Raw genomic sequence first — 17,656 nt, forward strand, 5'->3', positions numbered from 1 at the left:
TTTCACTATATAAAAGCCTATATTTGGCGAGAATTCTCGGCAAAATCGCCTTTCACGGAGGGGCATCCCCTATGAGAACCCAGCACCAGACCAAGCGTGAACTGGACAAGATCGACCGCAATATTCTGCGTATCCTGCAGAACGATGGCCGTATCTCGTTCACTGAACTGGGCGAAAAGGTCGGCCTTTCCACTACCCCTTGCACCGAGCGGGTTCGCCGCCTGGAACGCGAGGGGATCATCATGGGCTACAACGCCCGGCTCAATCCGCAGCACCTGAAGGGCAGCCTGCTGGTGTTCGTGGAGATCAGCCTGGACTACAAGTCCGGCGACACCTTCGAGGAGTTCCGCCGCGCCGTGCTCAAGCTGCCTCACGTGCTGGAGTGCCACCTGGTTTCCGGCGATTTTGACTACCTGGTGAAGGCGCGCATTTCGGAGATGGCCTCCTACCGCAAGCTGCTCGGCGACATTCTGCTCAAGCTGCCACACGTGCGCGAGTCCAAGAGCTACATCGTGATGGAAGAAGTCAAAGAGAGCCTCTGCCTGCCGATTCCGGAGTGAGGCTCAGACCAATACCTGGCGGGTGGTGGCAATGAACTGATGCACCAGTTCCTCGGCCTGCGGCTCGATCATCTGCTCAGGCCCCCGCCCTCGCGGGCAGGCCAGCCGTGGCGTGGTGCCGAACAGTCGGCAGATCATCGGGCGCTCTTGATAGACCGTGCAGCCATTGGGACCCAGGTGCACACAGTCGAGGCGCTCGAGCGCGGCGTCCTGCTCGGCGCGGGATTTGCGCGGCAGGCGTGCCATCTCCTCGGCTGAGGTCGTGACCGGGCCGCAGCAGTCGTGACAACCCGGCTCGCACTCGAAGGATGGAATCAGTTCGCGCAAAAAGTGGATCTTGTGGCTGTTGCAGGACATGGCGAGATAAGCAGCAGGAAAAAGTGAGGAAATTATAGGCCTGTTCGCAGGCAAATCTGCTCCCGCGCATCGAACCGGTAAGCGCGGTTTATCCACGAACGACGGCGCAGGCCTCGCAGTTGCCCACCTTGCACCTGCGACTTATCCTCGCCCTTTGGCCTTAGCACCGGGAAACGACAGATGATCCACAGCGCGCAGCACGCCGCCTCTTATTACGCCGCCAGCAGCGTGCCGCACCCCGACTACCCGGCGCTCGAAGGTGAGCACAGCGCTGATGTGTGCATCGTCGGCGGCGGCTATTCGGGCCTCAATACTGCCATTGAGCTGGCCGAGCGTGGTTTGTCCGTCATTCTGCTGGAAGCGCGCAAGATCGGCTGGGGTGCCAGCGGACGCAACGGCGGGCAATTGATCCGCGGCGTTGGCCATGGTCTGGAGCAATTCCTGCCCATCCTCGGCGAGCAAGGCGTACGCAACTTGAAACTCATGGGCCTGGAAGCAGTGGATATCGTCCGCGAGCGTGTCGAGCGCCATGCCATCGCCTGCGACCTGACCTGGGGCTACTGCGACCTGGCCAACAAGCCAGGTGAGCTGGAAGGCTTCGCCGAAGACGCCGAGGAACTGCGCAGCCTCGGTTATCGTCACGAACTGCGCCTGGTACCGGCCTTGGACATGCACAGTGTGGTGGGCTCGGATCGCTACGTGGGCGGACTGATCGACATGGGTTCGGGCCATCTGCACCCGCTCAACCTGGCCTTGGGCGAAGCACGGGTCGCCGCCAGCCTGGGCGTGAAGCTGCACGAACAGTCTGAGGTGACGCGCATCGACTATGGCTCGCAGGTGCAGGTCCATACCGCCAAAGGGCGTGTGCGTGCCGGCACCCTGGTGCTGTGCTGCAATGCCTACCACAACGACCTGAATCGCGAGCTGGGCGGCAAGGTGCTGCCTGCCGGTAGCTATATCATTGCCACCGAGCCACTGGGCGAGGAACGTGCCCGCGAACTGTTGCCACAGAACATGGCGGTCTGCGATCAGCGAGTGGCGCTGGACTACTATCGCCTGTCGGCCGACCACCGCCTGCTGTTTGGCGGAGCCTGTCATTACTCCGGGCGCGACCCGAAGGACATCGCCGCCTACATGCGCCCCAAGATGCTCAAGGTATTTGCGCAACTGGCCGATGTGCGCATCGACTATCAATGGGGCGGCATGATCGGCATCGGCGCCAACCGCCTGCCGCAGATCGGGCGCCTGGCCAGCCAGCCGAACGTCTATTACGCCCAGGCGTACTCCGGCCACGGCGTGAACGCCACCCACCTGGCCGGGCGCCTGCTGGGTGAGGCCATCAGCGGCCAGCAGAGCGGTCGCTTCGACCTGTTCGCCCAGGTCCCGCATATCACCTTCCCCGGCGGAAGGCTGCTGCGTTCGCCGCTGCTGGCCTTGGGCATGCTCTGGCATCGGCTCAAGGAGTTGGTCTGACTCCAGGCACTACCCCCGCTCCCACAACAATTGCGGTTAGTCCTTCCAGAAGGGTTTACGCCCTTCTTCGCGAGCCTGCTCCCAGCTCAGTCCCACATCCTTCAGTTGGCTATCATCCAACTGCAACAAGACCCGGCGAGTGCGCCAGCGGTGCAGCATCAACCCCCAGCGTCCCAGCCCGGCCGGGGCGTTGTAGACCTTCGGCCGCAGGCCTTCTTCCAGTTCTTTAGCCAATAATTGCAAACGTACGTCGCTCACGCCGTCCATCGCCACGCTCTCCTGCTCTGATCGAACCCTGGAAAAAGCATGCCGTTTCGCGCCCTCGACAATACAGATCCAATACCGGCTTATTATTCCCATACAGAATTGGCAGAAACAGGACTGAATGGCGTATTTTCCACCCATCTGTACCGGTCCTAGTCGCAGACGGTTCCAAGGAGTATGCCGTGACCCTTTACCTCAACCTTGCCGAACTGCTTGGCGCACGCATCGAACAAGGCCTGTACCGCCCCGGCCAGCGCCTGCCATCGGTGCGTGCCCTGAGCCTTGAGCATGGGGTCAGCCTGAGCACGGTGCAGCAGGCCTATCGTCTGCTCGAAGACAACGGCCTGGTCTCGCCGCGGCCCAAGTCCGGCTATTTCGTCGCCGAGGACCGCAGCCTTCCTGCGCTGCCCGCCATGAGCCGCACCGCCCAACGTCCGGTGGATATTTCGCAGTGGGACCAAGTGCTGGAACTGGTGCGCAGCACGCCGCAAAAAGGCGTGATCCAGCTCGGTCGCGGCATGCCCGACATCGACAGCCCGACCCTCAAGCCCCTGCTGCGAAGCCTGGCCCAGCTCAGTCGGCGCCAGGACATGCCAGGTCTGTATTACGACAACATTCATGGCAACCTGGCCCTGCGCGAGCAAATCGCCCGGCTGATGCTCGACTCCGGCTGCCGCCTGGGCCCGGCCGACCTGGTGGTGACCACTGGCTGCCATGAGGCGTTGTCCACCAGCATCCGCGCCGTGTGCGAACCGGGGGATATCGTGGCCGTCGAAGCGCCCAGCTTCCACGGCGCCATGCAGACCCTCAAAGGCCTGGGCATGAAGGCCCTGGAGATTCCCACCGATCCACTCACCGGCATCAGCCTGGAGGCCTTGGAACTGGCGCTGGAGCAGTGGCCCATCAAGCTCATCCAGCTCACCCCCAGCTGTAACAACCCACTGGGCTACATCATGCCCGAGGCGCGCAAGAAGGCCCTGCTGAACCTCGCCCAGCGCTACGACGTGGCAATTCTCGAAGACGATGTGTACGGCGACCTGGCCTACACCTACCCGCGGCCGCGGACCATCAAGTCGTTCGATGAAGACGGCCGCGTGTTGCTGTGCAGCTCTTTCTCCAAGACCCTGGCTCCGGGCCTGCGGGTCGGCTGGGTGGCGCCCGGACGCTACCTGGAGCGCGTGCTGCACATGAAGTACATCAGCACCGGCAGTACCGCCAGCCAGCCGCAACTGGCCATCGCCGATTTCATCGAAGCCGGCCACTATCAGCCCCACGTGCGCCGCATGCGCAGCCAGTACCAACGCGGCCGCGACCAGATGAGCGACTGGGTGACACGGTACTTTCCGCCCGGCACGCGCGCCAGTCGGCCCCAAGGCGGGTTCATGCTGTGGGTTGAATTGCCGGAAAGTTTCGATACGCTGCGCCTGAATCGCGCTTTACTGGAGCAGGGGGTGCAGATCGCCGTCGGCAGTATCTTCTCGGCGTCGGGCAAGTACCGGCATTGCCTGCGCATGAACTTCGCCGCGCGGCCCACGCCCCAGATCGAAGCTGCGGTACGCAAAGTGGGTGAAACCGCCCTTCGTCTACTGGAAGCGGACGAAGACCCGGCGTAACTTTGCGCCGCCCTCCACGGTCCAAACCATAAAGCCTTTGCTGTACAGGACGTTCTTCACTTGAGACTCCAGCGAGCTCTGCCACTGTTGCTGGCGCTGCTGCTTGGCCTGTCGGGCTGCGCCAGCGTCAGTACGCCCCGCCAGGTCAGCCAGACGCTGCCGGCCAGCGAATCGGCGTTCGGCCGCTCCGTCCAGCGCCAGGCCGCGCCCTATGACGGGCGCTCGGGCTTTCGCCTGCTGCCCAACAGCAACGAGGCCTTTCGCGCCCGCGCCGAGCTGATCCGCAACGCCCAGGCGAGCATCGACCTGCAGTACTACATCGTCCATGATGGCTTGAGCACTCGAGCCCTGGTCCACGAGCTGCTGCGCGCCGCCGACCGCGGCGTGCGCGTGCGCGTGCTGCTCGACGACACCACCAGCGACGGCCTCGACACCATGATGGGCACCCTCGCTGCCCATCCCAACATCCAGATCCGCGTATTCAACCCCTTGCACCTGGGGCGCAGCACCGGCGCCACCCGCGCTGTAGGCCGGCTGTTCAACCTGTCGCGCCAGCATCGGCGCATGCACAACAAGCTGTTTTTGGTGGACAACAGCATGGCCATCGTCGGCGGTCGCAACCTGGGCGATGAATACTTCGACGCCGAGCCGAACCTCAACTTCACCGACATCGATCTGCTCGGCGTAGGCCCGGTGGCCGACCAGCTCGGCCACAGCTTCGACCAGTACTGGAACAGCGCCCTGAGCTTGCCGATCGGCGACTTTCTCTGGCGCCAGCCGGATGCCAACGACCTGCGGGCCAGCCGCAAGCGCCTGGAGATTTCACTGGCGCAAGCGCGGGTCAAGCACAAAGCCTTGTACGACCGCTTGATGGCCTACCAGTCCAATCCACGGCTGGACGCGTGGCGCAACGAGCTGATCTGGGCCCACAGCAAGGCCCTCTGGGATTCACCTAGCAAGGTACTGGCCCAAGGCGAGCCGGATCCACACCTGCTGATGACCCAGCAGTTGGCACCGGAGCTTGCCAATGTGCACCGCGAGCTGATCCTGGTATCGGCCTACTTCGTACCGGGCGAATCGGGCTTGCTGTACCTGACCGGCCGCGCCGATGCCGGTACGTCAGTCAAGCTGCTGACCAACTCCCTGGAAGCCACCGACGTCCCAGCGGTACATGGCGGCTATGCCCCCTATCGCCGCGCCCTGCTCGAGCACGGCGTGCAGCTGTACGAACTGCGCCGCCAACCCGGTGACCCGAGCGCTTACCGCAGCCTGCGCCTGTATGGCAGCTCGGATTCCAGTCTGCACAGCAAAGCCATCGTCTTCGACCGACGCAAGACCTTCATCGGATCGTTCAACTTCGACCCACGCTCGGTGTTGTGGAACACCGAGGTCGGCGTGCTGGTCGACAGCCCCGAGCTGGCCGAATACACCCGTGATCTTGCGGTGCAGGGCATGGCGCCAGCGCTGAGCTATCAGGCCAAGCTGGTGGGGGACAAACTGGTGTGGGTGACCGAGGACAACGGCAAACGCCGCCTGCTCACCTCCGAGCCAGGCGGGCTGTGGCGGCGATTCAATGCCTGGATCAGCAAGGCGGTGGGGCTGGAGAAGATGCTGTGAGCCGCCGCCCCGTTCGCAGGTGAACCCTGCCCACAATTCAAGCAGCGCTATAGCGCCGCACCTGTGGCCCGCGAATCGGCTACAAACTCGCTATCAGGCCGAAGCAGGCTCGAAGGCATCGCGCCTGCGAGTCAACACGACCAACCCCGCCGCCCCTGCCGCCATCAGCCACGGCAATGCATGGCCACTGATCCATTGACTGCCGGCGCCAGCGATCAGCGGCCCTAGCAGGCAACCGATGCCCCACAGCTGCGCCACATGCGCGTTGGCGCGCACCAGTTCATCGTCCCGGTAGCGCTCACCGATCAGCACCAGCGACAGGGTGAAAAGCCCGCCGGCACTGGCCCCGAACAACACCCAGACCGGCCAGATCGCAGGTGTGTGCAAGGTCAGCGGAATGGCCAGACTCGAAACGAGCAGGGTCAAGGCGCAACCACTGAACAGCGTCCGCCGCGACATGTAGTCGGCCAGGGCCCCGATCGGCAGCTGCAGCACGGCATCGCCCACCACCACGGTGCTGACCATGAACAATGCGATCTCGGCGGTGAACCCTTGCTGCAGGCAGTACACCGGCAGCAAGGTCAGGATCATCGCCTCGAAGGCAGCGAACAGCGCAATGGCCCAGGCGATCACCGGCAGACGCCGGCAAAACCCGAACAGGTCGCCGAAGGTGACGCTGCATGCCTCGGTGCTGGGTGCACCGCCGCGGCCCAGCAGCAGCAAGGGTGCGAACAGCAGCAGCGCTGTGGCGGCCCAGAATCCAAAGTCATCGTCCGAGCCCAAGAACCCCAGCACCAAGGGGCCGGCAAGCTGGCTCAGGGCATAGCTGCTGCCATACAGCGCCACCAACCGACCGCGCCACTGCTCGACCACCAGTTGGTTGATCCAGCTTTCACCCAGGATGAACACCACCGTCAGGGCCATGCCGATCACCAGGCGCAATGCCAGCCACAGCGCATAACTGGGCAGCACGGCTACAAGGCCGATCGATAACGCACCGCCCCACAGGCACAGGCGCATCGCCGCTGGCACACCGACCCAACCCGCCAGGCGGCTGGCCAGGCTGGCCCCGAGTAGCACACCGAGCGCGGGCATCGCGGCCATCACGCCGATGGCGAACCCACCGTAGCCCCAGCCCTCCAGGCGCAAGGACACCAGCGGCATGCTCACGCCGAGCGCGAGCCCGACACTGAGCACCGACGCCAGCACGGCAAAATAGGTTCCCCAACGCATGACAGCCTCCCAGGCAGATCTTGAACAGCAAAGACGACAAAGCCGGGACGGCATGGGCCGGCCCGGCTAGTTGCTTTCAGGGCTGCTGCGCAGCCCATCGTGGGTAACCGCTCCTACGAATCCTGTGGGAGCGGTCACCCACGAAAAGGGCCGCCCAGCGGCCCGCTGGATTACAGCTTGATCCAGGTCGCTTTCAGCTCGGTGTACTTCTCAAGTGCGTGCAGCGACTTGTCACGACCGTTGCCCGATTGCTTGAAGCCACCGAACGGTGCGGTCATGTCACCACCATCGTACTGGTTGACCCACACGCTGCCGGCGCGCACGGCACGAGCGGTGTTGTGGGCCTTGGAGATGTCGGCAGTCCAGATGCCAGCCGCCAGGCCGTACGGGGTGTCGTTGGCAATCGCCACGGCTTCCTCGGCGGTGTCGAAGGTGATGACCGACAGCACAGGGCCGAAGATCTCTTCCTTGGCGATCTTCATGGCGTTGGTCACGCCGTCGAAGATGGTCGGCTCGACGTAAGTACCGCCGGTTTCTTCCAGAATACGCTTGCCGCCCGCGAGCAGCTTGGCACCATCCTGGTGACCGGCGTCGATGTACGACAGCACGGTGTTCATTTGCTGGGTGTCCACCAGAGCACCGACGGTGGTCGACGGATCCAGCGGGTTGCCCGGCTTCCAGGCCTTCAGGGCCTCGACCACCATCGGCAAGAACTTGTCCTTGATCGAGCGCTCGACCAGCAGGCGCGAACCTGCGGTGCAGACTTCGCCCTGGTTGAAGGCGATGGCGCTGGCAGCGGCTTCGGCGGCGGCCTTGAGGTCAGGGGCGTCGGCGAAGACGATGTTCGGGCTCTTGCCGCCGGCTTCCAGCCAGACGCGCTTCATGTTCGACTCGCCCGCGTAGACCATCAGCTGCTTGGCAATCTTGGTCGAGCCGGTGAACACCAGGGTGTCGACGTCCATGTGCAGGGCCAGGGCCTTGCCCACGGTGTGGCCGTAGCCTGGCAGCACGTTCAGCACGCCTGCCGGGATGCCCGCTTCGATCGCCAGCTGGGCGATACGAATGGCCGTCAGCGGCGACTTTTCCGATGGCTTGAGGACGATGGAGTTACCAGTGGCCAGGGCCGGGCCGAGTTTCCAGCAGGCCATCAGCAGTGGGAAGTTCCACGGCACGATCGCGCCGACCACGCCCACAGGCTCGCGGGTCACCAGACCCAGCTGATCGTGCGGAGTCGGGGCGACTTCGTCGTAGACCTTGTCGATGGCTTCGGCAGTCCAATGGATGGCGTTGGCGGCACCTGGGACGTCGATGGTGGAGGAGTCACCGATCGGCTTGCCCATGTCCAGGGTTTCCAGCAGGGCCAGTTCTTCGACGTTCTTGCGCAGCAGGTCGGCGAAGCGGATCAGGGTAGCCTTACGCTTGGCCGGAGCCTGGCGCGACCAGACGCCGGATTCGAACACGGCGCGGGCATTTTCGACGGCGCGGTTGGCGTCGGCCAGATCGCAGCTGGCAACCTTGGCCAGGAAGCGTCCGTCCACCGGGCTCAGGCAGTCGAAGGTTTCACCGGATGCGGCATCGGTGTATTCGCCGTTGATGAAGGCGCGACCTTCGATCTTCAGTTGCTGGGCACGCTGTTCCCAATCCGCACGAGTCAGGGTGGTCATACGAAACTCCTCCTCTTGTTAAGGTGCAACGCCGTACTGAGGACATCACGGCGTGTCAATAATTCTGGCCGGGTGACAAGCGCACACTGGCACCCGACACCCTAAACCAGCCGGTGGAAACTATCAATATATTTGACACGAAAGGCCTAAACGCCTACTGATGTGCATTTTATTAAACAACAAAAGGGAATCACCATGAGCATCGGCACCATCATCGACTTCGCTCAGGCACTTACCGAGGCCGAACGCTACCGTCCAGCGGCGGAAAAAATCCTCAAGGGCGAGCCCGACCAGGCGGTCTACAACCACTATTCCAGCCCCTGCGGCCAGTTCGCCGCCGGCGTGTGGGAAGGTGAGGTGGGCCAGTGGACGGTGAACTACACCGAGCACGAATACTGCGAGATCACCCAGGGTGTCTCGGTACTGCGCGACCAACAGGGCAATGCCAAGACCCTGCGCGCCGGCGATCGGTTCGTCATCCCGGCCGGCTTCAAGGGCACCTGGGAAGTGCTGGAGCCCTGCCGCAAGATCTACGTCATGTTCGAACAGAAGTAAGAGTCGCAGGTGAAGGGCATCATCGAAAGTTTCCTCTTCCGCCCTGAACGCCGGACATAAAAAAACCCGCTTCCGAGGAAGCGGGTTTTTTTCAGGTTGCCGATCAATTACTTGATCTTGGCTTCCTTGTAGACCACGTGCTTGCGGACGACCGGATCGTATTTCTTGATCTCGATCTTGTCCGGAGTGGTGCGCTTGTTCTTGTCGGTGGTGTAGAAGTGGCCGGTACCGGCACTCGAAACCAGACGGATCAATTCACGCATGATGTTCTCCCTTAAACCTTGGCGCCAGCACGACGGATGTCGGCCAGAACGGCATCGATACCGCGCTTGTCGATGATACGCATGCCCTTGGCGGAAACGCGCAGACGCACGAAACGCTTCTCGGACTCAACCCAGAAACGGTGGTGCTGCAGGTTTGGCAGGAAACGACGACGGGTTTTGTTGTTTGCGTGGGAAATGTTGTTCCCGGTTACCGGACCCTTACCGGTAACTTGACAGACTCTCGACATGCCTCAGCCCTCTAAAACCACATGCCCAACCCGGCATGGGTTGGCCGCTTAATCTCTCAGTCTATGGCGCCAGGCGCCGTGTTTCCGGGGGTCCTATCGACCGAATCGGCTTGCGCGACAGACCGTGCCCCTAGAAAAGAGCGCTGCTTTATACCAGAAAGACTCGACCACAACAACAGAAGATACGCATCCTGATAGGGCCGAGCGCGCCCGGCCAGCATAGCGACAAGGCTGGCGTGCTGTCGACCGCTCGTCGCCGGGCAGGCGAAAAAGAAGGTGGCCATTTATCAATGCGCACACTAGGGTAGGACCTTTCCTCAGCTGCACAGTCAGATGGGCCCCGGATCAGTCAAGGAGTCACCATGCGTGTCGCCGCCCTATCGTTGTTGTTCACCTCCCTGTTCGCCGCAGGCCTCGCCCAGGCGGCGCCCCTCTCCGTTTGCACCGAGGCCAGCCCCGAAGGCTTCGACGTCGTCCAGTACAACTCGCTGACGACCACCAACGCCTCGGCCGATGTGCTGATGAATCGTCTGGTGGAATTCGATGCCAGCCAGGGCAAGGTGGTGCCCAGCCTGGCTGAAAGCTGGACAGTGTCCGATGACGGCCTGATCTATGACTTCAAGCTGCGCAATGGCGTGAAATTCCATACCACATCCTGGTTCAAACCCAGCCGTGACTTGGACGCCGACGATGTGCTGTTCAGCTTCCAGCGCATGCTCTACCCCGCCCACGCCTGGCACAAGACAGCGCCTGGAGGGTACCCGCATGCCCAATCGCTGCAGCTGGCCAGCCTGATCAAGCTGATCGAAGCGCCGGAACCGCACACGGTACGCTTCACCCTGACCCACCCGGACGCGACCTTCCTGGCGACCCTGAGCATGGGTTTCGCCTCGATCTATTCCGCCGAGTATGCCGACAAGCTGCTCAAGGCCGGCACCCCGGAAAAGCTCAACAGCCAGCCGGTCGGCACCGGACCGTTCGTGTTCCAGCGTTTCCAGAAGGACGCGGTGGTGCGCTATCGCGCCAACCCCGACTATTTCGCGGGCAAGCCCGCCGTCGACCCGCTGATCTACGCCATCACCCCAGACGCCAACGTACGCCTGCAGAAACTCAAACGCGGCGAATGCCAGGTGGCCCTCTCGCCCAAACCGTTGGATATCACCGAAGCTGGCAAGGACGGTAATCTCAAGACCGCAAGTGTCCCGGCGTTCATGACGGCGTTCGTCGCCATCAACAGCCAGCACCCACCGCTGGACAAATCCGAGGTGCGCCAGGCCATCAACCTGGCCTTCGACAAGCCCGCCTATCTCAAGGCCGTGTTCGAAGGCACCGCCATCGCGGCCAATGGCCCCTACCCGCCCAACACCTGGAGCTACGCCAAGGACTTGCCTGGCTACGCCATGGACCTTAAAAAAGCCAAGGCACTGTTGGCCAAGGCAGGGCTTGCGGACGGTTTTGCCACGACGATCTGGACCCGCCCCTCAGGCAGCCTGCTCAATCCAAACCCGAGCCTGGGCGCACAGATGCTCCAGGCGGATCTTGCGAAGATCGGTATCAAGGCCGAGATCCGCGTGATCGAATGGGGCGAGCTGATCCGCCGGGCCAAGGCTGGCGAGCATGATCTGCTGTTCATGGGCTGGGCCGGCGACAACGGCGATCCGGACAACTTCCTCACCCCGCAGTTTTCCTGCGCGGCGGTCAAGTCCGGTACCAACTTCGCGCGTTTTTGCGATAACCGCCTGGATCAGCTGATCAGCGCCGGCCGCACCACTAACGACCAGAGCGTGCGCAGCCGTTTGTATCAACAGGCGCAGACGCTGATCCAGCAGCAGGCACTGTGGTTGCCACTGGCCCATCCGACTGCAGCCACGCTGCTGCGCCAGGGTGTGGAGGGTTACCAAGTGAGCCCGTTCGGGCGATTGGATTTCAGCAAGGTTTCCGTCACGCGCTAAGTCATTGGCCGGGGCGCTTTGCGCCCCATCGCTGGCCATAAAGCAGCCTTAGGCCTCGAACCACCCCTGCTCGATCATCGACAGCGGCTCACCGTCCCCGACGATGACATGATCGAGCACCCGCACATCGATCAACGCCAATGCCCGTTTGAGCACCAGCGTCATGCGCACGTCATCCTCGCTGGGCTCGCTATGGCCTGACGGATGGTTATGGCACAGGATCAGGGCGGCGGCGTTGTGCAACAGCGAGCGCCGCACCACCTCACGCGGGTAGACGCTCGCCCGGTTGATCGTCCCCCTGAACAGGACCTCGAACGCCAGCGGCCTGTGCTTGGTATCCAGAAACAGACAGCCGAACACTTCGCTAGCTTCGTGACGCAGCCTGGACTTCAGATAACGCCGCACAGACGCCGGATTCTCCAGAACGGCTTCACGCGAGATGGATTCATCCAGATAACGTCTGCCGATCTCCAGCAACGCTTGCAACTGCGCATATTTCACCAACCCCAGGCCCGGTTCGCGCAGCACGGCATCGCGGTCTGCCTCGAGAAACTGCCTGAGTCCGCCGAAGCGCATCAAAAGCCCCCGCGACAGGTCCAGCACATTTCGCCCGGCAACTCCCGAGCCCAGCAGCACAGCGAGTAATTCAGCGTCCGACAGCACGGCCGCACCGCGCTGCAACAGCTTCTCCCGTGGCCGCTCGTCCGCTGGCCATTCCCTGATGTTCATACCCCTCCTTGCGTGTTACTGCGGTGCGTTTAGGCCCTGTGTTAATCTATCCCGCTCCGTAGATGCGACGATCTGCCGCAGGCAGCAGTCGTCGTCGCCCGCTTTCACTGGAAAAAGGCAAGCCTATGCAGCGGCTGTATCGCAAGCGCATCGTTCTCGGCGTGGGTGGCGGCATCGCCGCCTACAAGAGCGCCGAGCTGATTCGCCGACTCCTGGAACACGGCGCGCAGGTGCGCGTCGTCATGACCCGAGGTGGTGCCGAGTTCATCACCCCGCTGACCCTGCAGGCACTGTCCGGCCACCCGGTGCACATGGATCTGCTCGACCCCGCGGCCGAAGCGGCCATGGGGCACATCGAACTGGCCAAGTGGGCCGACCTGGTATTGATCGCCCCGGCCACCGCCGACCTCATGGCACGCCTGGCACAAGGCATGGCCGATGACCTGCTGACCACCCTGGTACTGGCTACCGATGCCACTGTTGCCGTGGCGCCAGCCATGAACCAGGCCATGTGGCGCGACGCGGCCACCCAGGCCAACCTCGAACTGCTCAAGAGCCGCGGCATCCAGGTATTCGGCCCGGCCTCCGGCAGCCAGGCCTGTGGCGACGTTGGCCTTGGTCGCATGCTCGAAGCCACGGATCTAGCCTGGTGCGCAGCCGAAAGCTTCAAGCGCCAGTCGCTGACCGGCAAGCATGTGCTGATCACCGCCGGCCCCACCCAGGAAAACATCGACCCGGTGCGCTACATCACCAATCATAGCTCCGGGAAGATGGGCTTCGCCCTGGCCGAGGCGGCTGCCGAAGCCGGGGCTCGGGTGACCCTCGTCACAGGCCCCGTGCACCTAGCGACGCCCGATCGCGTCAACCGGATCGACGTGGTGAGCGCGCGGGACATGCTCGCGGCCTGCGAGGCCGCCATGCCCTGCGACTTGTTCATCGCCTCGGCAGCGGTCGCGGACTACCGCCCGGAAGTCGTTGCCCCGCAAAAGCTCAAGAAAGACCCTACGACCGGCGACGGCATGCTGCTGCAGATGGTGCGCAATCCAGATATCCTTGCGACCATCGCTGGCCGCACCGATCGTCCGTTCAGCGTCGGCTTCGCCGCCGAGACCGAACACTTGCTCGATTACGCCACGCGCAAGCTCAAGGACAAGAACCTCGACCTGATCGTCGCCAATGATGTGGCCAACCCCAGCATCGGCTTCAACAGCGAGGAAAATGCCCTGACCGTCATCGACCGCCAGCAGCACCAGACCCTCTTCGCGCAGACCAGCAAGGGCAAGATCGCCCGACAACTGGTCGCCTTCATCGCCGAACGGCTCAACCAGGTTCAATAAGTTACATGCACGCTCTTCAAGCCAAGATCCTCGACCCTCGCCTGGGCAATGATTTCCCTCTGCCGCAATACGCCACCCCCGGCTCCGCCGGCCTGGACCTGCGCGCCATGCTCAAGGAAGACACTGTCCTGGAGCCGGGCCAGACCCTGCTGATTCCCACTGGCCTGTCGGTATATATCGGCGACCCGGGCCTGGCCGCAATGATCCTTCCGCGCTCAGGCCTGGGCCACAAGCACGGCATCGTGCTGGGCAACCTGGTCGGCCTGATCGACTCGGACTACCAGGGCGAGCTGATGGTCTCCTGCTGGAACCGCGGCCAGACGCCCTTCACCATCGCCATCGGCGAGCGTATCGCGCAGCTGGTGCTGGTGCCTGTGGTGCAGGCGCATTTCGAGATCGTCGAGTCCTTCGACGAGAGCCAGCGCGGGGCTGGCGGCTTCGGTCACTCCGGCAGCCACTGAGACCGCTTGACGACCGTTGGGCCATGGATGGCGAACTCTCTGGCCAAAGCATCGTCCAAGCGTTCAGTTTGCGCCTGCCCAGAAGCCTTTGATTATTGGAGCACCCAGAGATGAACGACATGGCCCACCTGGTACCCGCACTGCCCGAGAGCATCTTCCGTGCCTACGACATCCGTGGCGTTGTCGGCAAAACACTGACCGGCGAGACTGCCTATTGGATCGGCCGTGCCATCGGCGCCCAAACCCTCGCCCAGGGCGAGCCGCAGATCTCGGTTGGTCGCGATGGCCGCCTGTCCGGACCGATGCTGGTCGAGCAGCTGATCAAGGGCCTGGTCGACGCCGGTTGCCAGGTCAGCGACGTCGGCCTGGTCCCGACTCCAGCGCTGTACTACGCCGCCAATGTGCTGGCCGGCAAGTCCGGTGTGATGCTTACCGGCAGCCACAATCCGCCTGACTACAACGGCTTCAAGATCGTCATCGCTGGCGACACCTTGGCCAACGAACAGATCCAAGCCCTGCTGACCCGCCTGAAAACCAACGACCTGAGCCGTGGCGAGGGCCGCGTCGAACGTGTCGAGATCCTGGAGCGTTACTTCCAGCAGATCGTCGGCGATGTGAAGCTGGCCAAGAAACTCAAGGTGGTGGTGGACTGCGGCAATGGCGCCGCTGGCGTCATCGCGCCGCAACTGATCGAGGCCTTGGGCTGCGACGTCATCCCGCTGTTCTGCGACGTCGACGGTAACTTCCCCAACCATCACCCGGACCCGGGCAAGCCAGAAAACCTCGAGGATCTGATCGCCAAGGTCAAGGAAACCGGCGCCGACATCGGCCTGGCCTTCGACGGTGACGGCGACCGCGTGGGCGTAGTGACCAATACCGGCACCATCGTCTATCCAGACCGCCTGCTGATGCTCTTCGCCCAGGACGTGCTGTCGCGCAACCCCGGTGCCGAAATCATCTTCGACGTCAAATGCACCCGTCGCCTGACACCGCTGATCGAACAGCACGGCGGTCGCGCCCTGATGTGGAAGACCGGGCACTCGCTGATCAAGAAGAAGATGAAACAGACCGGTTCTCTGCTGGCCGGCGAGATGAGCGGACACATCTTCATCAAGGAACGCTGGTACGGTTTCGACGACGGCATCTACAGCGCCGCACGCCTGCTGGAAATCCTCAGCAAGGCCGACCAGGACGCCGAAAGCCTGTTCGCGGCGTTCCCGAACGATATTTCGACGCCGGAAATCAACATTGATGTGACCGACGAGAGTAAATTCAGCATCATTGATGCACTGCAACGCGACGCCGACTGGGGCGATGCCAACCTCACCACCATCGACGGTGTGCGGGTCGACTACGCCCAAGGCTGGGGCCTGGTTCGCGCTTCCAACACCACCCCGGTGCTGGTGCTGCGCTTCGAGGCCGAAAGCGATGCCGAGCTCAAACGTATCCAGGCTGTCTTGCGCACGCAGTTGCTGCGTGTCGATCCAGCCCTGCAACTGCCGTTCTGACCGACTATCCGTTCCTTACCTGGAGCCCTGCATGACCCTCGATCGCGATGCCGCTTCCCATGTAGCCGAGGTTTTGTCCGAAGCACTGCCTTACATTCGCCGCTTTGTCGGCAAGACCCTGGTGATCAAGTACGGCGGCAACGCGATGGAGAGCGAAGAGCTCAAGACCGGCTTTGCCCGGGACATCGTGTTGATGAAGGCCGTGGGCATCAACCCGGTGGTCGTGCATGGCGGCGGCCCGCAGATTGGTGATTTGCTCAAGCGTCTCTCGATCGAGAGCCACTTCATCGACGGCATGCGAGTCACCGATTCGGCCACCATGGATGTGGTGGAGATGGTTCTGGGCGGTCAGGTAAACAAAGACATCGTCAACCTGATCAACCGACACGGCGGCAGCGCCATCGGCCTGACCGGCAAAGATGCTGAATTGATCCGCGCCAAGAAGCTCACCGTCACCCGCCAGACACCGGAGATGACCCAACCGGAAATCATCGACATCGGCCATGTGGGTGAAGTGGTGAGCGTCAATACCGACCTGCTGAACATGCTGGTCAAAGGCGACTTCATTCCAGTGATCGCACCGATCGGCGTGGGTGAGAACGGCGAATCGTACAACATCAACGCCGACTTGGTGGCCGGCAAGGTAGCCGAGGCGCTCAAGGCCGAGAAGCTGATGCTGCTGACCAATATCGCAGGCCTGATGGACAAGCAGGGCACCGTCCTGACCGGACTGACCACCGAGCAGGTCAACGAGCTGATCGCCGATGGCACCATCTACGGCGGCATGCTGCCGAAGATCAAATGTGCTTTGGAGGCAGTGCAAGGTGGGGTGAACAGCTCGCACATCATCGATGGTCGCGTACCGAATGCCGTGCTGCTGGAGATCTTCACCGACAGCGGCGTGGGCACATTGATCACCAACACCAAGCGTCACTGACCACTTGGTCTGTCAGATGGCTCTTACCATCTGGCGTCGATTCACGGAAAAAGGCGACCTCTAGGGTCGCCTTTTTTTATTCATCCTCACCGCACCCGCGCTTTAAGCTCCCGCCGCACATAAAGTTATTCTGCTTGGCGCCGAAAAGGTAATAGCATAGCGCCATCGTTTTACTTTCTAATGGAGATATCGCGTGAAATACGCATCACAAGGACTCGTTCTGGTAGCCGCTCTGGCTATCGGGTCCCTTTCCGGCTGCGCAACCGAAACCTCCACGGCAGTTGCCGTGCAGCAGGTAGAAAGCGTCAATCGTCCTTACAGCGGCCTTCGGGCGCCGATCGCCGTGGGTAAATTCGACAATCGCTCCAGCTACATGCGCGGCATCTTCTCCGACGGCGTTGACCGCTTGGGCGGCCAAGCCAAAACCATCCTGATCACCCATTTGCAGCAGACCAATCGCTTCAATGTGCTCGACCGCGACAATATGGGCGAGATCCAGCAAGAAGCGGCGATCAAGGGCCAAGCCCAGCGTCTCAAAGGCGCCGACTACGTGGTGACAGGCGATGTAACCGAGTTCGGCCGCAAAGAGGTCGGCGATCACCAGCTGTTCGGCATCCTGGGGCGCGGCAAGACCCAGATTGCCTATGCCAAGGTTGCACTGAACATCGTCAACATCAGTACCTCCGAGGTGGTCTATTCGAGCCAGGGTGCAGGCGAATATGCACTCTCCAACCGCGAGATCATCGGCTTCGGCGGCACCGCCAGCTATGACTCCACCCTCAATGGCAAAGTCCTCGACCTGGCCATGCGCGAAGCCGTGAACAAACTGGTCAATGCCGTGGAAAGCGGCCAATGGAAGCCACAAGCGCAGTAAGTGGATAGAAC

17 protein-coding genes and 1 pseudogene are annotated in these 17,656 nt (G+C 62.4%); 11 read left to right on the top strand and 7 right to left on the bottom strand.

Annotation, left to right across the window (positions count from 1 at the left end):
- The first annotated feature begins 71 nt into the window (after positions 1–71).
- Positions 72–560: an Lrp/AsnC ligand binding domain-containing protein gene (locus AB1N67_RS24005; RefSeq protein ID WP_043213006.1), complete on the top strand. Its 489-nt coding sequence runs from the start codon at positions 72–74 to the stop codon at positions 558–560.
- A 3-nt stretch (positions 561–563) separates the two neighbouring features.
- Here AB1N67_RS24005 and AB1N67_RS24010 read toward each other — a convergent pair whose 3' ends face one another.
- Entirely contained in the window at positions 564–917 is a 354-nt protein-coding gene (locus AB1N67_RS24010; protein WP_070572132.1) for a YkgJ family cysteine cluster protein, read from the bottom strand.
- Between the two features lie 180 nt (positions 918–1,097).
- On the opposite strand from AB1N67_RS24010, the gene AB1N67_RS24015 reads away from it, so the two are divergent.
- Positions 1,098–2,390 (top strand): NAD(P)/FAD-dependent oxidoreductase, encoded by a 1,293-nt coding sequence (locus AB1N67_RS24015; protein WP_367863444.1) that lies wholly within the window; start codon positions 1,098–1,100, stop codon positions 2,388–2,390.
- 36 nt (positions 2,391–2,426) lie between these two features.
- Here AB1N67_RS24015 and AB1N67_RS24020 read toward each other — a convergent pair whose 3' ends face one another.
- Positions 2,427–2,657: a DUF1127 domain-containing protein gene (locus AB1N67_RS24020; RefSeq protein ID WP_043213001.1), complete on the bottom strand. Its 231-nt coding sequence runs from the start codon at positions 2,655–2,657 to the stop codon at positions 2,427–2,429.
- A 179-nt stretch (positions 2,658–2,836) separates the two neighbouring features.
- Between AB1N67_RS24020 and AB1N67_RS24025 the strand changes: the two genes are divergently transcribed.
- Together AB1N67_RS24025 and AB1N67_RS24030 are read left to right on the top strand one after the other, a co-directional pair.
- Positions 2,837–4,267 carry a PLP-dependent aminotransferase family protein gene (locus AB1N67_RS24025; RefSeq protein WP_043212999.1) on the top strand — a complete coding sequence of 477 codons (1,431 nt, stop codon included), beginning with the start codon at positions 2,837–2,839 and terminating at the stop codon, positions 4,265–4,267.
- 60 nt (positions 4,268–4,327) lie between these two features.
- The gene (locus AB1N67_RS24030) at positions 4,328–5,884 is read left to right on the top strand and encodes a phospholipase D family protein (protein ID WP_070572138.1); all 1,557 of its coding nucleotides are present in this window, start codon (positions 4,328–4,330) and stop codon (positions 5,882–5,884) included.
- 93 nt (positions 5,885–5,977) lie between these two features.
- Here the strand turns inward: AB1N67_RS24030 and AB1N67_RS24035 are convergent, their stop codons facing one another.
- Positions 5,978–7,117, bottom strand: coding sequence for an MFS transporter (locus tag AB1N67_RS24035; RefSeq protein WP_043212996.1), 1,140 nt, complete (start codon positions 7,115–7,117; stop codon positions 5,978–5,980).
- Positions 7,118–7,287: 170 nt separating this feature from the next.
- The gene (locus AB1N67_RS24040) at positions 7,288–8,781 is read right to left on the bottom strand and encodes an aldehyde dehydrogenase (RefSeq protein WP_043212993.1); all 1,494 of its coding nucleotides are present in this window, start codon (positions 8,779–8,781) and stop codon (positions 7,288–7,290) included.
- 195 nt (positions 8,782–8,976) lie between these two features.
- Here AB1N67_RS24040 and AB1N67_RS24045 point away from each other — a divergent pair, with 195 nt between their 5' ends.
- The gene (locus AB1N67_RS24045; RefSeq protein ID WP_043212991.1) at positions 8,977–9,336 is read left to right on the top strand and encodes a cupin domain-containing protein; all 360 of its coding nucleotides are present in this window, start codon (positions 8,977–8,979) and stop codon (positions 9,334–9,336) included.
- Positions 9,337–9,443: 107 nt separating this feature from the next.
- On the opposite strand, the gene rpmG is transcribed toward AB1N67_RS24045, so the two are convergent.
- Both rpmG and rpmB read right to left on the bottom strand, forming a co-directional pair.
- Positions 9,444–9,599, bottom strand: a complete 156-nt coding sequence (gene rpmG, locus AB1N67_RS24050; protein WP_003253507.1) for a 50S ribosomal protein L33 — start codon at positions 9,597–9,599, stop codon at positions 9,444–9,446.
- Positions 9,600–9,610: 11 nt separating this feature from the next.
- Positions 9,611–9,847, bottom strand: coding sequence for a 50S ribosomal protein L28 (gene rpmB, locus AB1N67_RS24055; RefSeq protein ID WP_043212989.1), 237 nt, complete (start codon positions 9,845–9,847; stop codon positions 9,611–9,613).
- Positions 9,848–10,209: 362 nt separating this feature from the next.
- Between rpmB and AB1N67_RS24060 the strand changes: the two genes are divergently transcribed.
- On the top strand, positions 10,210–11,799 hold the full coding sequence (locus tag AB1N67_RS24060) for an ABC transporter substrate-binding protein (protein WP_043212986.1): 1,590 nt from the start codon (positions 10,210–10,212) through the stop codon (positions 11,797–11,799).
- 48 nt (positions 11,800–11,847) lie between these two features.
- Here the strand turns inward: AB1N67_RS24060 and radC are convergent, their stop codons facing one another.
- On the bottom strand, positions 11,848–12,528 hold the full coding sequence (gene radC / locus AB1N67_RS24065; RefSeq protein WP_102081150.1) for a DNA repair protein RadC: 681 nt from the start codon (positions 12,526–12,528) through the stop codon (positions 11,848–11,850).
- Between the two features lie 125 nt (positions 12,529–12,653).
- Between radC and coaBC the strand changes: the two genes are divergently transcribed.
- The 5 genes and pseudogenes from coaBC (at position 12,654) to AB1N67_RS24090 (ending at position 17,645) form a co-directional block, all read left to right on the top strand.
- On the top strand, positions 12,654–13,865 hold the full coding sequence (gene coaBC, locus AB1N67_RS24070) for a bifunctional phosphopantothenoylcysteine decarboxylase/phosphopantothenate--cysteine ligase CoaBC (RefSeq protein WP_043212982.1): 1,212 nt from the start codon (positions 12,654–12,656) through the stop codon (positions 13,863–13,865).
- Between the two features lie 5 nt (positions 13,866–13,870).
- Positions 13,871–14,326, top strand: a complete 456-nt coding sequence (dut, locus tag AB1N67_RS24075; RefSeq protein WP_043212979.1) for a dUTP diphosphatase — start codon at positions 13,871–13,873, stop codon at positions 14,324–14,326.
- A 140-nt stretch (positions 14,327–14,466) separates the two neighbouring features.
- Positions 14,467–15,834: pseudogene (locus AB1N67_RS24080) on the top strand (phosphomannomutase/phosphoglucomutase); the annotation flags it as partial.
- Between the two features lie 31 nt (positions 15,835–15,865).
- Positions 15,866–16,771, top strand: a complete 906-nt coding sequence (gene argB / locus AB1N67_RS24085; protein ID WP_043212973.1) for an acetylglutamate kinase — start codon at positions 15,866–15,868, stop codon at positions 16,769–16,771.
- A gap of 193 nt (positions 16,772–16,964) precedes the next feature.
- The gene (locus tag AB1N67_RS24090; RefSeq protein WP_043212971.1) at positions 16,965–17,645 is read left to right on the top strand and encodes a CsgG/HfaB family protein; all 681 of its coding nucleotides are present in this window, start codon (positions 16,965–16,967) and stop codon (positions 17,643–17,645) included.
- Positions 17,646–17,656 lie beyond the last annotated feature (11 nt).

It is taken from the genome of Pseudomonas guariconensis, assembly GCF_040822035.1.
In the GTDB taxonomy this organism is placed as follows: Bacteria; Pseudomonadota; Gammaproteobacteria; order Pseudomonadales; family Pseudomonadaceae; genus Aquipseudomonas; species Aquipseudomonas guariconensis.